The 17,186-nt window shown below is 40.7% G+C and carries 9 protein-coding genes; all 9 read left to right on the top strand.

Annotated elements, in window-relative coordinates; translation table 11 throughout:
- The first annotated feature begins 2 nt into the window (after window positions 1-2).
- Window positions 3-917: a formate dehydrogenase subunit beta gene (fdxH, locus tag J3U68_RS07655; RefSeq protein ID WP_267375849.1), complete on the top strand. Its 915-nt coding sequence runs from the start codon at window positions 3-5 to the stop codon at window positions 915-917.
- Window positions 917-1,582 carry a formate dehydrogenase subunit gamma gene (locus tag J3U68_RS07650; RefSeq protein WP_267375848.1) on the top strand — a complete coding sequence of 222 codons (666 nt, stop codon included), beginning with the start codon at window positions 917-919 and terminating at the stop codon, window positions 1,580-1,582. The genes fdxH and J3U68_RS07650 overlap by 1 nt, the downstream gene beginning before the upstream one ends.
- Before the next feature lie 90 nt (window positions 1,583-1,672).
- The gene (gene fdhD, locus J3U68_RS07645) at window positions 1,673-2,473 is read left to right on the top strand and encodes a formate dehydrogenase accessory sulfurtransferase FdhD (RefSeq protein ID WP_267375846.1); all 801 of its coding nucleotides are present in this window, start codon (window positions 1,673-1,675) and stop codon (window positions 2,471-2,473) included.
- 101 nt (window positions 2,474-2,574) lie between these two features.
- The gene (locus J3U68_RS07640) at window positions 2,575-3,900 is read left to right on the top strand and encodes a cation:dicarboxylate symporter family transporter (RefSeq protein ID WP_267375844.1); all 1,326 of its coding nucleotides are present in this window, start codon (window positions 2,575-2,577) and stop codon (window positions 3,898-3,900) included.
- 200 nt (window positions 3,901-4,100) lie between these two features.
- Window positions 4,101-5,018 (top strand): formate dehydrogenase accessory protein FdhE, encoded by a 918-nt coding sequence (gene fdhE, locus J3U68_RS07635; protein ID WP_267375842.1) that lies wholly within the window; start codon window positions 4,101-4,103, stop codon window positions 5,016-5,018.
- Window positions 5,019-6,129: 1,111 nt separating this feature from the next.
- Window positions 6,130-7,899, top strand: a complete 1,770-nt coding sequence (locus J3U68_RS07630) for a ShlB/FhaC/HecB family hemolysin secretion/activation protein (RefSeq protein ID WP_267375840.1) — start codon at window positions 6,130-6,132, stop codon at window positions 7,897-7,899.
- A 73-nt stretch (window positions 7,900-7,972) separates the two neighbouring features.
- Window positions 7,973-15,826, top strand: coding sequence for a hemagglutinin repeat-containing protein (locus J3U68_RS07625; RefSeq protein WP_267375839.1), 7,854 nt, complete (start codon window positions 7,973-7,975; stop codon window positions 15,824-15,826).
- Window positions 15,807-16,193 carry a hypothetical protein gene (locus J3U68_RS07620; RefSeq protein ID WP_267375838.1) on the top strand — a complete coding sequence of 129 codons (387 nt, stop codon included), beginning with the start codon at window positions 15,807-15,809 and terminating at the stop codon, window positions 16,191-16,193. Before J3U68_RS07625 ends, J3U68_RS07620 begins: the two co-directional genes overlap by 20 nt.
- Before the next feature lie 336 nt (window positions 16,194-16,529).
- Complete coding sequence (locus J3U68_RS07615) at window positions 16,530-16,919, top strand: hypothetical protein (protein ID WP_267375837.1); 390 nt, start codon at window positions 16,530-16,532, stop codon at window positions 16,917-16,919.
- The last annotated feature ends 267 nt before the right edge of the window (window positions 16,920-17,186 follow it).

The raw sequence follows: 17,186 nt of genomic DNA, 5'->3' as shown, positions 1-17,186 counted from the left end.
ATATGTCTTTACAATCTTTAGATATTAAACGTCGTTCAGCTACCAATCAACTTACCCCCTTACCAATGGCTCGCAAACCCATAGAAGTGGCTAAATTGATTGATGTTTCCACTTGTATTGGATGTAAAGCCTGCCAAGCGGCCTGTTCAGAATGGAATGACATTCGCGACGAAGTAGGCACCAATCACGGCGTGTATGACAATCCAATAGATTTAAGTGCGGATAGCTGGACAGTCATGCGGTTTGCCGAGACAGAAGAATATGGCAAATTAGAGTGGCTGATTCGTAAAGATGGCTGCATGCATTGTGCCGAACCGGGCTGTCTAAAAGCTTGTCCCTCTCCGGGAGCCATCGTTCAGTTTGAAAATGGCATAGTCGATTTTCATCAGGAAAATTGCATTGGATGTGGTTATTGCATTACCGGCTGTCCCTTTAATATTCCACGCATCTCCAAAAAAGATCATCGTGCTTATAAATGTACGTTATGTTCTGATCGTGTAGCAGTAGGGCAGGAACCCGCTTGCGTCAAAACCTGTCCAACCGGCGCCATTCACTTTGGTAGCAAAGAGGACATGAAATTTATGGCGGCGGAACGAATAAAAGATTTAAAACAACGTGGATTCGATCAAGCTGGCTTGTATGATCCACAAGGTGTGGGCGGAACCCATGTCATGTATGTGTTGCATCACGCTGACAAACCAAGCCTTTATCATGGATTGCCAGATAATCCTCATATCAGCACAACCGTAAAACTATGGAAAAGTATGCTTAAGCCGATAGCTGCTTTCGGCATTGCTGCGGCTGCGTTCACTGGCTGGCTGCACTACATAACCATAGGTCCCAATCGCCCCGATGATGATCAAGAAGAAGTGCTTGATCGTGAAGGAGATATCCTCAAAGATAGAGGTGATGCATAATGAAAAAGTTACTTATTCAACGTTATAAAAAATCTGAACGCTTCAACCACTGGGTTGTGGCGGGGACATTCGTTTTGTTAGCCATATCAGGATTAGGCTTTTTCTATCCATCTTTTTTCTGGTTAACCAATATATTCGGTTCACCACAGTTGGCGCGAATCCTACATCCCTTTATTGGTGTAGTTATGTTTGTAGGATTTTTTGTTCAATTTTTCAGATATTATAAGCATAACTTTCTGGATGGCGAAGACATCAAATGGATTAAAGGCATCAAACATATATTGTTAGGCAGAGAAGTTGGCGATACTGGTAAATACAATGCCGGTCAGAAAATCATGTTTTGGCTAATGACCGTTTGCATGATCTTATTGATGCTCAGCGGGCTGATCGCTTGGCGACAATTTTTCTCATCTTACTTTCCTATTTGGGTAGTGCGTCTGGCTTTATTGATTCATTCAGCCTCAGCTATCTTATTGATTGTCAGCATTATTATTCATGTGTATGCTGCTTTGTGGATCAAGGGTACCATTCCAGCTATGGTTGAAGGAGTAGTGACTCAGGAATGGGCCAAAAAACATCATCCGCGTTGGTATCGGGAATTAATGGCGAAAAAAAAAGCAAGACAACAACCGAATGGTGATGCACCTGTTTGTGATCCAGAATAGCTTTTTAGTTCTAAAATTCTTCTTATGACCTAAGCCAGATCAGGATTAGAAAATGTGCACATTTGTCCCATTTTTGGTAAGACATAATTTATGAACTATACGCCAGCTCAGAAGCGATCAGTTCAGGTGGCTGAAAAAGGGCGTATGGATCAAATCAATGATCAAATCAGTGCAGAAACGCCGATTGCACTGGTTTACAATGGTGTTTCCCATGTCGTCTTAATGGCAACGCCCACTGACATAACTGAACTTGCCCTTGGCTTTAGCTTCAGTGAAAACATAATCCAAGACCCGAAGCAAATATACGCCATCGAAGTTAACTCACAAGCTAATGGCATTGTCGTCAATATCGAATTGGCATCCGCTGCATTTATGCAATTAAAAAATCGTCGTCGTCAAATGAGTGGGCGAACAGGGTGTGGCTTATGTGGCATAGATAGCCTGAGTGCGATTGAGCCAAATATAGCCGCTGTACCGCGTCAGGGGGCAATCAATCTCGCAGCAATACAACGAGCTTTGACCGATTTTAACCATCATCAGAAACTGCATAAACTGACTGGATCTGTCCATGGAGCGGCGTGGGCTAGCCTTAGCGGAGAGATTGTTACTGTACGTGAAGATGTGGGTCGCCATAATGCTTTAGACAAAATCATTGGCTGGGGATTGCACACAAAAGTGGATTGGAAGCATGGTTTTGTGGTATTGTCGAGTCGTGCCAGTTTTGAAGTGGTAATGAAATCAGCATTAACCGGCATAGGTTGCGTCGTGGCCGTCTCTGCGCCTACAACCTATGCTATTGATTTAGCTCAAAAAGCTAATATCACGCTGGTGGGTTTTGCGCGTCACAATCGTCAAGTTATATATACCCATCCTCATTTTCTCCATTTTTAAACACTAAGTTTAAAGACAAAAGGAAAAAATTAATCATTCCTTTTGACTGTGGCATGCTGTCTTTTATAAGAACTATATCACCAAACATGATAAGGACGACTATGTTATCGATAATTAAAAAATATAGCCGTAATTTGGCCTGGCAAATCCTATTTGCCCTGATACTAGGCATTTTAGCCGGTTTGTATCTACACACAATGTCTGACCCATCTCATCCGTATTACGCAACTTATAATTCTTGGGTTGTCAATGTGCTTCAGCCTATGGGTGATATCTTCATCCGACTGATTAAAATGATCGTATTACCCATCATTCTCAGTACCTTGACTCTAGGCATTGCCGGATTAGGTAATTCCAAAAGTTTGGGAAGATTGGGTGGTAAAACAATCTTATACTTTGAGATTGTCACCACCGTTGCCATCGGTGTTGGTCTACTGTTTGGTAATTTATTCAAACCTGGTAGCGGAATTGATATTACACATTTGCATCACAGCAGTGTCACTCAATTTGTCCAGAAAAGTGGCGAATTGGCCGATAAGCCTCACGGCTTAGTCGTGATGATTTTAGACATGATTCCACACAACATCTTCGATGCATTAAGTAGTGGAGAAATTCTGCCAGTTATCTTTTTCTGCGTATTCTTTGGTCTAGGTTTGACTAAGCTGCCTGATAGTCAGCGTCTGTTTTTCTCAGATTTTCTGAAAGTCGTTTCAGACGTGATGTTCAAAATCACCAACATGATCATGCGTTATGCCCCGATCGGTGTGTTTGGCTTAATGACTGTTACCATCAGTAAATTCGGTTTCGGTTCACTGATACCATTAATGAAGTTAATCGTTATCGTTTATTTGGCCATGTTCGTTTTTACTTTGGTCATCCTTGGTGGCGTGGCCTATATCTGTAAATTTAATATCTTCACCATCATCAAAATACTGAAAGATGAATTGATTGTTGCCTTTTCTACATCCAGTTCAGAAACCGCACTGCCTAAAATGATTGAGAAAATGGAAGCTTATGGAGCACCAAAATCCATCACCAGCTTCGTTATCCCCACTGGATACTCATTCAATTTGGATGGCTCGACTTTATACCAAAGTATCGCCGTAATCTTTTTGGCCCAGTTGTATGGTATTCCCTTATCTGTATCTGATCAAATCATGATCGTGATTACACTGATGGTGGCTTCGAAGGGTATTGCTGGTGTGCCCGGGGTATCCTTCCTCGTGTTATCAGCCACTTTGGCAACAACCTCAATTCCACTTGATGGTTTAGGATTTATCTTAGGCATAGATCGTATTCTGGATATGGGACGTACAGTAGTCAACGTGATCGGTAACGCATTAGCTTCACTCGTCATCTCTCGTTGGGAAAATGATTTTGATGACGTCAAAGCGCGAGAATATGAAAAAACACTTGGCATCAAATAAAGATTTATAGATTAAAAAGGTTCAGAGAATTCTGAACCTTTTTTTTATCTACTATAATGCTTATATCTTATACAATAATAAATTAATTACAAATACAGACAGAAAGTAACAAAGTAGCTAAACTTAACCAATTTCCAATTATTCTTGCTTGATTAAGTACAATCAAGCAGCAATCACATTTGTCTGGACGACATTTAACCATGCACCTACAAGACGCCCGAATCAATAATCAACAAAAAGAATTCTTTGAAATCCCTTTTTGGTTTCAGCCAAATGATCATATGTTTAATCTGCGTGCCGACCGCTTTGAACAATTGGCGGCGGAGGAAACCAGTGATTGGCATAAATACTTAACCTTTTTGGCCAATCTTTGCCGTGCACAGCAAATTCTTTTCGATCGTCACAACAACCAGCAGGCGTTAACATTACCGCAAACTGATCATGAAGAACGACCTTTATCAACGTTACTAATCACATCTCATTCACCTTTAATCAATCATCTTTTTAACGAATTATTTACCTTACTTGAACAACAACTTAGTCCTACAGCAATACAAGTGTGGAGAGAATTACGTCAATTGGAGCAGCAAGAACTAATCCAATTATGTGTAAAGGCATTTAACCAGCAAATCAATCTGGCGCAACAAGATTACACGGTATGGATCAATGCTGTTTTACAAATCATCTACACTCTGGCGGCAAAAAAACTAGCAAAAGAACAAATAAAACCCATTGCAAACATAGGTTATTGTCCATGTTGTGGTACAGATGCTGTGGGTTCGGTAATTATTGGTAGAGGAAATTTAGAAGGCTTGCGCTATCTACAATGTGGTATCTGTAACAGTCGCTGGCATAGTATCCGCGCTCATTGTAGCTTTTGCGATAGCAGTCATAATCTGACCATCCAAAACATTGAGCATACCTCAGAAGCTGCGTTAGCGGGTGCCGAGGCAGAGTGCTGCCCAAATTGTCAGAGCTATCGGAAACGATATCGACTGGCTAAACAGCAGTATGCTGATCCAATAGCTGATGATCTTGCATCTTTGGCCTTAGATATCATGCTGAGTGAAGAACAGTGGCGTCGAGGTGGAGCCAATCCGTTTTTAATCATGACTTAACTCCCCAAACTTGAGAACCATAAGATTCCTAGGGATTGATAAAAAGGCATCCATGAATTTTGCCAAAAGATAACAGCCCATCACAAAATTTTCTTACCCTACTTAAATAAAGCGTATGAACAACAGCTAAAATACTGATCAACCATTTGATCGACCATTTGCTCAATATTCTCTAAGATTCACATATTTATTAATGTTGGGACTGAGTCTTTGCCAGAAGCTTTTATAAAACAAGTATGCCACCGATCTATCGCTATCAGTATACTATTGTACTATATGGAATAATTTATAAAACCATAATTTATTGGTTGTTGCTGTAGGATATTTTTTACAAGAATGCGCAATAACCCTTAAACTGGGGAAGCAGTATATAGCAGTGAAACAATCATTACCATACGAATAATCCTAATATCAGTCTTTCCCTTGTAGTATGCTAAAGTTTTTCTTAAAATGCTGATCTCTTAAGTGCAATATGAAAATTTTTTTATTCTAAATTATGGCTTATTTTTTAATTATGCTATGTACTTTGCGGGAGAATAAAAAATTTATTCTTATTCAATCTGAACAATAAATCATTGCCATATCAGATTTAACCCCAGTTTTAAATAAATTGATGGGTCGATTCGGGTTCAATATTGCAATCTAATTTATTCCATCTTGCAGATTAATGATTCGAAATAATTAAACAAAGAATAATATTTATAGTTTGGTAAACTTTAGTGGAAGATAATTTTTTTGTGCCGAGCACAGACATTAAATTGAATTATATGAAAATGAAATCATCTGTATTGAATAATCAAATTTCATCATTCAATTAAAATAAATTGCTAAAATTTAACCAAAATTAAAATATTATGGCTTTTTTAAATTATTGGTTTTAGTTTGGAATTTTTGCTATCAAATATAAAATAAGTTTTTAACATCAATAAAAATCAAAAAAAACAAATAGATATAAATTATAACAATCCTAAAAAATACAAAATATTGCCTTGAGGACCTATTCAATCACAATTAATATATAAATCATTGAATAATAAAATTATTTAATTAAGTTGAAATTTATCTAAAATGAAGATAACATTAACTAATATTAACATATATTAAGAATAAAATGCCTTTGAAAAAAATTCCCTTACTAATAAGTTTATTTGGTACGTTTATTTTTCCAGCACATGCTGCACCAATCGATAATCAAATAGAATTATTGGAGAAACAGCAACAACAGATTATTCGTGAACAGCAGCGTCAACAACAATTTCAACAGCACATGCAGCCAGAGGTTAATGTCCGCTTGCCACAAGAGGGTCTTCAACCAGACACCAGTACGGGGTTAATCGTTGATGAACAGCCTTGCTTCAAAATTAACAAAATTATCTTGACTGGTGAAGAAGCGGCTCGCTTTCAGTTTGCTTTAAATAAAGCATTGGAACGCAGCCAATTCACACCGGGTATGTGTCTGGGAAGTCAAGCTGTTAACCAAATCATGACCAGAGCACAAAATATTTTAATAGCTCGCGGTTATACAACCACGCGTATTCTGGCTAATCCACAAGATTTAAATAATGGCAGTTTGCAATTAACCGTCATACCAGGGCGCATACATGCTATTCGGTACAATCTGGATAATGCTGAAGCAACCCATATAGGGCGAATTCGTCGTATTCAGAACGAATTTCCAGCTAAAGCTGGCGATATTCTAAATCTACGCCGATTAGAACAGGGGCTTGAAAATCTTCGCCGAATACCCACTGCTGAGGCAGATATCCAAATTGTACCGGCGGAAGAACCTAATCAAAGTGATGTAGTCATCACCTGGGTACAAAGAAAAATACCCCTACGCCTGAGCGTCAATATCGATGATTCAGGTAGTCATTCCACCGGACGCTATCAGGGCGGTGCCACCTTATCTGTAGACAATCCTCTTGGATTAAGTGATTTATTCTATATCAACTATAACCACGACTTAGGAAGTAAAGACAGCTCCTTTGATAGCGATGGAAAGAAAACCGGTAGTGGTACTCGGGGTTTTTCTTGGCATTATTCTGTTCCAATGGGTAATTGGTTAGTTGCGTTTAACCGTAGCCATTACCATTACCATCAAGCAATAGCTGGTTATAACGAAAATTACCAATATAGTGGCAACAGCGATAGCAGTGATCTTGGTATTACCCGCATGTTGTATCGGGACAGTCACCGTAAAACTGATGCCACAGCCAAAATATGGCGCCGAGAATCTCATAACTTTATTGACGATACCGAAATTGAAGTCCAGCACCGTCACACAGCTGGATGGGCACTTAACTTAAATCATCAGGAATATATCGGTAATGCCATTATCAATCTTGGTTTGAGCTATAAACGCGGTACCGGCGCTGATAACAGCATACGCGCTCCAGAAGAAGAATTTAATGAAGGAACTTCGCGTATGCAAATCATCAGCATAGATGCTGGAGTGATGTTCCCTTTTACCGTAGGCAAACAGCGTTTCAGTTATGACAGTTCTTTTCATGGCCAATGGAATAAAACCCCGCTAGTTACCCAAGATCAAGTATCTATTGGCGGGCGTTATAGCGTACGTGGTTTTGATGGTGAGGTCACCCTCATGGGAGAGCGTGGCTGGTATTGGAACAACAATATTAACTGGAAATATTGGAAAAACCATCAGGTTTACCTTGGTGTCGATGTAGGTCATGTATCCGGTCCTTCAACTGAGTATCAACTTGGTAAAACTTTGGCAGGGGCAGTGATCGGCTTTAAAGGACAGATAAAGGCTGGCGGAAATCTTTATTACGACCTGTACGTAGGTAGACCATTCTACAAACCACAATATTTCCGCACGGCTAAAACAACCGCGGGATTTAGTTTGAACTATTCCATGTAAGCAATCTAAACATAGAAAACTAAAACATATTCTTGCTTAAACTTAGAAATATCTTATTCATTAAGGATAGATTATGAACAAAACACGCTATAAAGTCATTTTCAACAAACATCGTGGTCAAATGATGGCCGTAGCCGAAAACACCGTCAGCAATGGTAAAAGTCCAGCAGATCGGAGTGCAGGTGAGCATAGCGTGTTCAAACAATTTTTGGCTAGCATCCCCGTGCTGACTAGTGCCATCTTGTTGGGGCTGGGTATCTGCGTGGTATTAGATCATGCCATAGCCGCTGATATTCATGTCGATCCATCCGCCCCTAAAAACCAGCGCCCCAACATCGTACAAAGCGCCAATGGTACCGTCCAGGTCAACATCCAAACCCCAAGCAAAAAAGGTGTATCCCTCAACCAGTACCGCCAGTTTGACGTTCATCAAAAAGGTGCCATCCTCAACAACAGCCGTAAAAACACCCGCACCCACTTAGGTGGATGGGTTCAGGGCAATCCATGGTTGGCTGGAGGCGAAGCCAAAATCATCGTTAACCAAATCAACAGTCGCAACCCAAGCCAACTAAATGGCTACATCGAAGTAGCCGGACGTCGTGCTGAAGTCATCATGGCTAACCCATCCGGCATCAACGTCAACGGAGGTGGCTTCATCAACGCAGCGGGTGTCACGCTGACCACCGGTCAACCCATCATCAACAACGGACAACTAAACGGCTATCAAGTACGCGAAGGCAACATCAGTATCAACGGACAAGGTCTGGATAGCAGTGGCAGCGACTATACCCGTTTGCTGAGCAAAGCCGCCCAGATCAATGCAGGTATCTGGGCAAACGACCTGAGCATCATAGCTGGCAGCAATGACCTTAGCAGCGATGGACAGATCAGCCAGATTCAGTCAGACCCAAACGGCCGTGAGCGTATAGCCATAGATACAGCCCAGTTAGGCGGAATGTATGCTGGCAAAATCAGCCTCATCAGCAGCGAAAAAGGGGTTGGTGTGAACAATGCTGGGCAGATCTTTGCCGGAGCTGGAGGGGTGGTAATCAGTGCGGATGGGAAACTGAGTAATAGTGGTAGCATCGTAGCAGCAGACCGAGCACAAAACGGAGGCGACCAAGCAGGAGCGGCCTTACAAGGGCAAAGCATCATAAACAGTGGCACCGTATCCAGTCAGGGCAAAATGCAGCTGCAAAGCGAGCAGCTAAAAAATAGTGGCTTAATCACCAGTGCAGATGAGCTGAATATCCGCAACCAGCATAATCTGGACAACCAAGGCGAAATCAATGCCAGCAGAATAGATATTGCTACCCATGAATTAAATAATACTAGAGGTAAAATTGTTCAAGTTGGCTTGCAGGGGCTATCGCTAGATGGAGACAGTCTTGAAAACATCAATGCAGGTTTAATTGGTTATACGCCTTTGGAAAGTGATCAAGAATCGGCTTCTGGCAATAACAATCAGGAAAACACGACCAAACCGCCAACCACAGCTACAGGAGGTGGTGGAACCGTTGCTGCTGCAGAAAGTAGTGGTCATAAAATTCCGGCAAGTTTTTCCAGTGGTCAAATCAATGCCAGAGGTAAAATCATTAATGATAATGGTCAAATTACTGCCAATGGTGGTATTGATCTAACTTCAACTCATGGCTTAAATAACTATGCTACATTAAATTTGAATAAACTCAATGTGACTGGGGGTCTATTAGACAATCAGCATGGCACATTAACGGCGAATCAAATGCAAGTGTCCACCAATAGTGTTGATAATCGCCTCGGCACATTAATCACGGGCGAAACATTAGATATTCGTAGTCAGCACTTAGACAATCGTCAAGGAAAAATACAATCAGCTAAAGAGATAGAGATTCAGAGCAACCAACTGGATAACAGTAATGATGGCCTAATTACTGCGCAGAACAACCTAACAATCCTTTCTGATCAAATTAACAACAGTAGCAAAGGTCAGATAATTGTTGGTTCCCATGCCCAAATTAATAGTAAAGCAATCGACAATCAGCATGGTTCTATCGATGCCGAAGATATATCTATACACACCAATACTTTGGATAATCGGCAAGGTGCTATTCGCAGCAATAAACAACTAAACGCCAACATTAATACTCATTTCAATAATCAGGGCGGGCAAATAAGTTCAGTTAACGATTTAACCATACATGATGATAACCGTCATTCATTGACCATAGATAATAGTGATGCGGGTTCAATTTTGGCCGGAAAAAATGCCACTATCCAAGCAAAATCATTGTACAACCCTGGTAAACTGGCTGCAGGAGAAAATTTAGAAATAAATCTTATCAATAATTTCCAAATTGATGCGGACATACAAGCTGGTCACAATCTAACCTTGAATACCCAGGGTGATATAACCAATTTACATAAATTAGAAAGTGGTGAAAACATCACCATTCAAGCTAACAATATAGATAATCGAAATACAGGTATTATTCAAAGTAATAATCGTACTCATATCAATGCCAAAACCGATATAATTAACCGAGGACTGATTAACAGCAATGGCTTAGCTTGGCTTGAAGCAAGTAATACCTTAAACAACATAGGTACAGGCAGAATTTATGGTGACCATATTGCTATTTCTGCTGACAGCCTGATTAATCAGGAAGAAAACATTAATCAGCAAATTTCGGCTGCCTCTATTGCTGCACGATCAAGATTAGATATAGGTGCTAAAAATATCGTTAATCGCGAACATGCACTTTTATCCAGTGAAGGCAGTTTATGGGTTGGAGGAAGTTTAGATAGTAAACAACAGGCAAGCGGTTTTGCCAATAGCTTAGATAATGCCAGTGCCCAGATTCGATCTGGTGGTGACATGACCTTGAGAACCAATAAACTGACCAATCGCAATTTACATTTTTCTTCCTCAGTAAAAGAAGTTCCCGGTTCGCGCAAAAAAGTTATTGCTTATCAGCCTGATGGTCACAATGAGATATTGGACTCTTCCCATGTAACAGGTTGGGGTCATGCAACCACTATCTATCTTGACGGTGTTGAATACGAAGACTATACCCAATATGAATACACTCACTACGAAACACAAACCTATGTTGATGAAAGCGACCCAGCTCAAATAATATCAGGTGGTTTACTGACAATAGATGGGCAAACCCTAACCAACGATAAAAGTCAAATATTAGCCAATGGCATAAAAATTAGTCAAAATCAGGTTAACAATATTGATGCTGAAGGTGAACATCGAGTCATTGAAAAAGGGATATCCAAACATCATTCAGTAGGTTGGAATTCGAAAGGTACCGGTCATGTTTCAGACTGGAGTGATCCTGTGCCTTATAATCCGGCTGATCAAGTTACGCCAATCAAACTCAACATAGTTAAATATGATGACCATTACACTGGAGCTAGTGCACCTGGAGCAGCCACCTCAGCAACCATTAGTACTATTAAAATCAATACTGGGGACCAAAATCAAGCTCAGGAAATTAGCACGATTAGCCCCAATACCAACCTACCCAATCAGTCTTTATTCAGCATCAACAAAGATAACAACAATCGACCTATAATCGAAACGGATCCGGCATTTATCAACGGTAGTAAGTGGCTTGGTAGTGATTACATGCTCAACGCTTTTGGACAAAGCCCAGATAACATGCAGAAGCGATTGGGAGATGGCTACTATGAGCAACGTTTAATCAGCGAACAGATAGCCCGCCTAACCGGCAAAGTCCGACTGGAGAACTATAGTAATAACGAAGAACAATTCAAAGCACTTATGGATGCGGGTATCAGCGTGGGTAAAACCATGAACCTAACCCCTGGAATCGCCTTGAGTGCTGAACAAGTAGCCAGACTGACAACTGACATTGTTTGGTTGGTTAGCCAAACCATTACCTTGCCAGATGGCAGTCAAACGACAGCACTCGTACCCCAAATATATGTTGTTACCCGTCCAGGAGATTTGGATGCCAGCGGAACTTTAATTAGTGCCAATGTTATTCAGATGAAACTGCAAGGAGATCTGAACAATAATGCAACCATTGCCGGTCGTAAACTGATTGATCTTGGTGCACAAAATATCAATAACCTTGGCGGGCAGATATACAGTGATATCGTCAATTTAGAAGCCAAAAATGATATTAATAATATTGGTGGGCAGATTATTGCGGGCAATATGTTATTACTTCAAGCAGATAACAATATTAATAGCAACAGCACAACCCGCAAAACCGAAAATCATATAGATCAAAGCCACTTCATAGCGGAAAATACCGATCGGTTTGCCGGACTTTATGTGACTACCAAAGACGGCCAGTTAAGTGCCAAAGCAGGAAAAGATATAAACTTAACTGCAAGTAATGTTAGCAGCAATGGCGTCATCTACCTACAAGCTGGACAAGACATCAACCTATCCACAGTTACCAATAGCCGGATGGATCATGGTTTTGAATCTGAACAAAATCAAATTAAAAATGCCAGTACCACCGAAATCGGAACCTTCATCCAAGCTACCGGCGATATCATCACCCAAAGTCAGCGTAATACACATATTCGCGCAGCGGATATAGATAGCCTTTTCGGTACCGTATCCATTAAAGCCGGTAAAAACATCAATATAGAAGAAGGTCGTGCCACTACCGATAATCTTTTAGCCTACCACGAAGAACACAGCGGTCTCATGTCTAAGTCCACAAAAGATGTGCGCATTAGCAGCAATAGCGATACCAGCATAGCCAGTAACATCACCGGCGCTCATGTTCATTTACAGGCTGAAAATGACATTGATATACAAGGTAGTAATATAATTTCAGATAATCAAACACACCTAAAAGCAGGTAAAGACATAACCATCAATGCTGCCAAAGATCATTATTTGAGTAGTAGTCAAATTGTTAAGAAAAAATCCGGCTTTATGAGCTCAGGAGGTATTGGGTTTACCATTGGTAATATGCGTGATGCCACGACGACAACCGATGTTAGCACCTCACACAGCGGCAGCACAGTTGGTAGCCTAAAGGGTAATACCACCATTATTGCCGGTAATCATTACCATCAAACTGGCAGTACAGTCATGTCACCCCAAGGCAATATAAACATAGTTGCTAAACAGATAGATATCGCTGCTGCACAAGATCAGTATATCAACGATTATCTTCATACTTATAAACAAAGCGGTTTAACAGTAGCAGTCAATGTCCCAGTAATAAATGCTGTTCAAACAGCTACCACTGCCTATAATCGAGTTGGTAAAAGCAAAAACAAGCGTGTTAATGCCATGGCAGCCTTTAATGCAGGCATGGATGCTTATAAAGCCGCTAATGCCATTCAAGATCTTAACAATCCGCAGACAGCTAAAAATGTTAGTGTCAGCGTAACCGTTGGACAACAAAAAAGTAGAGAGGAAAGCCATAGCGAAACCACTATGGCATCTGCTAGTCAAATATACGCAGGAGGACAAGTTAACTTATTGGCTACCGGCGCCGGCAAAGATTCCAATATCAACATAGTTGGTTCTGATGTCAGTGGAAACTTAGGGACCTATTTACAAGCAGACAACGAAATTAACCTATTGGCAGCCGAACAAAGCCACAGCGAGCGCAGCAAAAACAAATCCAGTGGCTGGAATGCCGGCGTAGCCATCAGCTATGGTTCAGATGGATTTGCCTTTGGTGTTACCGCAGGTGGTAATTATGGACGGGGTCATGGTAATGGCGACGAAACCAGCCACCGCAATACCCATATTGGCAGTAGCAGTGGTCACACCAGCATCATCAGTGGAGGTGCTACCAACATCAGAGGCGCACAAGTAACCGGCAAAGGCGTCAGCATTGATGCCGCCGAACTGAACGTCGAAAGCTTGCAAGACACCGCTAAATATGACAGCAAGCAGGAAAACATCAGTGGGCAAGTAACTGTAGGCTATGGTGCCTCTGGCTCAGCCAGCTATAGTAAAAGCAAAATTAAAGCTGATTATGCCGGCGTGACCGAACAAAGTGGCATCATCGCTGGTGATGACGGCTACCAGATTAACGTCAAAGGCAATACCGATCTTAAAGGTGCCATCATCACCTCAACACAAGCAGCCGAAGCGTCGGGTAAAAACCGCCTCACCACCGGCAGCCTTACCTACAGCGATATAGAAAATCACAGCGATTACAAAGGTAGCAGCTTTGGATTTGGTGGCGGAGTTACCATCAGTGGCTCAGCACTTGGGCAAGATCAGCCAAGTCAGAATGACACCATCCACCTAGCCAATCAAGGCGATACAGGTGTAAACAAATCCATGGGATTTGGACGTGATAGTGGTCATAGCAATAGTACAACCCATAGTGGCATCAATACCAGCAACATCAGCATTACCGATGCCGATGCACAGCAACAGCGTAGCGGTAAATCAACTGCTGCTACCATTGCGGCCATTCACACTGATATTAACAGCGATAACTATGCCAATAAAGCCGGATATCTGGCTAACAACTTCGATAAAGACAAAGTTCAGGCAGAACTAGATTTACAACGCGAAGTCAGCCAAGAATTTGATCAAAATCGACAAGATCTAAAAAAAGAACTGCTGAAACGGGCACGTAAAAAATATGAAGAAGCCGAAGAAGAGCGGAAAAAACATAACGGTCTCAGAACAGAAAAAAGCATCGAATTAGAAAAAGAAGGGCGCAAGATGGAACAGAATATTGCCTATCTGGATACTGCCCTTGGCATATTATGGGCAGGTGATTTCGGTACTGCTGTCTTAGAAACAGTGGCCTTACACGCCGATTATGCTAAAAACGCTGCCAAACACATCACTGCCGGTAAAGTCTACAAAGTTAGCTGTTCAGGATCGGCAGAACAGTATTTTTGTAAAGACATCAATAATGCTCAGGATGCCATAGCAGCCAGTGATGGAAGCAAACTGACCAAAGAAGAGAATAAAAATGCCCCATTTGATGGAACGGCAATAGAGATCTATGATTACGGAGAAATCATGGATGGCAAAGCAATATTCGTATCAAATCCGGGTATCTACAATAACGAAGAAGCCGCCTTTAGAAACGCAGTCAAACAAAACCCAGAAGCAGCAAAGAATGGCAATCTGTATGTTGTGATTAATAACCCCACTGTTGAAGTTGTCCCTGGGTTAGGCGAAGTAGGTGGATATGCCTTCTACGATAAAATTAATGAGTGGTTGGGAGGTAGACTGCCTTTATCCAATGCACAAAAAACCAATGCTATTCTTAAACAGTTGGCCAAAGAGACCGGCACAGAAATCATGGGCAATAACCATAGCCGTGGATCAATGACGGACAAAATCAGCATGGCTTACCTAATAAATAGGAAGAATGTAACCAATGTGCCCATTGCCGCTACCAAAGTATTAGGCCCAGCAGCGAACCAAATAGGTGCATTTGCCCAGCTCCAAGATAATGGTTGGGTTGATAAGGATGGGATCAGCAGCACACTATTTTTGTCCAACCTCAATACTGACTTTGTTGGTCGCTTGGTTGGGATGAATCTAAAAACAGCAGGAGAATGTATAGGTAATCCGTTTGGCTCATGTTATAGTCACAGCAGTTATAATGGTCACTACTACCTTGAAGAATATCTAAAAGATGAAAATGGTAATAAATATATTGATAGAAATACTGGTAAACCGATTACAAATCCTGAGTTTGATAAAATTGAAAAATCAGTAGGAGGCAATATCAATAGGGATGAGAATGGTCGATTAATCAATCCAACTCTTGCTCAGGCATATGTAATCGATGCTAACGGCAATATCAATTTGATTGATAGGTTTGGTACGGTGAGAACATACAACAAATGGACACATAGACTTATTAATACCACCCATATTCCGATACATGAAGTAAATGGCAAACGTTATTTTAACTTTGAAGGAAAGAGATATCATGCAGATCCACCGCGCTAAGATTAAGTTGTTGTTATCAGGCTTAAGTTTACTATTCACAGGTTGCAGTATATCTGATTGGTATAATGGCTATTATGCCGAAACCGCTGCCATAAGAAGAGCACATAAAGAGAGAGATGCTTATTATGATGCCGAATCTCCAGAAACGAAAGAGTTAAGAAAACAAAATGATGATTATTGTACAGAATTGGCCTCAAAACCGGAAAATCGACTTGAAAGGAAAGGTTATAAAAACAAAGTTTTTAATGAACCCATGTATCGTCTTTGTATGGAAGATCGTGGAACCCCGACTTATGGTACTTATTTAGCAATACAGGCGGAAAAACGTGATGCTGAGCGGAGAGCGCGCGGAAAAAGAGTAATGTGAATGCCGGTCCAAATATGCGTGATAATAGTAATAATTGCATGGAATACCGCTGAATGCCGATTTATATAACTTATGTAGCAAGGCAGGAGGAAAAACTTGATGCTAAAGCAAAGAGCGTGCGGGGAGATATTTTTATAATAATGCTATATCTGATAAAGATTTGAAAATAGTTATTGCAGTATGACAAACTGCAATAACTATTGTCAGGTTAAATTGAATTATGGTTAGTATTCAATAAGATATTCGTATATGAAAAAAAAGATTTTAACAATATGATCCGGTTATAAATCGTACCAATAGCAGTCATCACCGAAGTATTTTAAATATGGGGGAAAAATGCAGATCCGCCGCGCTAAAATCAAATTATTGTGGTTAACAGGCTTAAGTTTACTATTTACAGGTTGCAGTATATCTGATTGGTATAATGGCTATTATGTAGAAAGGTCTTCAATAAAAAAATACATTAAAGAGAGTGAAGCTTTCTATGACGCCGAATCTCCAGAAAAGAAAGAATTAAGAAAACAAAATGATGATTATTGTACAGAATTGGCCTCAAAACCGGAAAATCGACTTGAAAGGAAAGGTTATAAAAACAAAGTTTTTAATGAACCCATGTATTCGAAATGTATGGAGGACGGCGGAACCCCGACTTATGGCACTTATACGTCAAGGCAGGCGGAAAAACGGCGAGAAGAGCGGAGAGCGCGCGGAAAAAGAGTAATGTGAATGCCGGTCCAAATATGCGTGATAATAGTAATAATTGCATGGAATACCGCTGAACCCCGATTTATATAACTTATGTAGCAAGGTAGGAGGAAAAACGTGATGCTAAAGCAAAGAGCATGCGGGGAGATATTTTTATAATAATGCTATATCTGGTATAGATTTGAAAATAGTCATTGCAGTATGACAAACTGCAGAAACTATTGACAGGTTAAATTGAATTATGGTTAGTATTCAATAAGATATTCGTATATGAAAAGAAAGATTTTA

The sequence above is a fragment of the Snodgrassella sp. B3882 genome, from assembly GCF_026535915.1.
Classification (GTDB): domain Bacteria; phylum Pseudomonadota; class Gammaproteobacteria; order Burkholderiales; family Neisseriaceae; genus Snodgrassella.
This window is presented reverse-complemented; position numbering and strand designations above follow the sequence as displayed.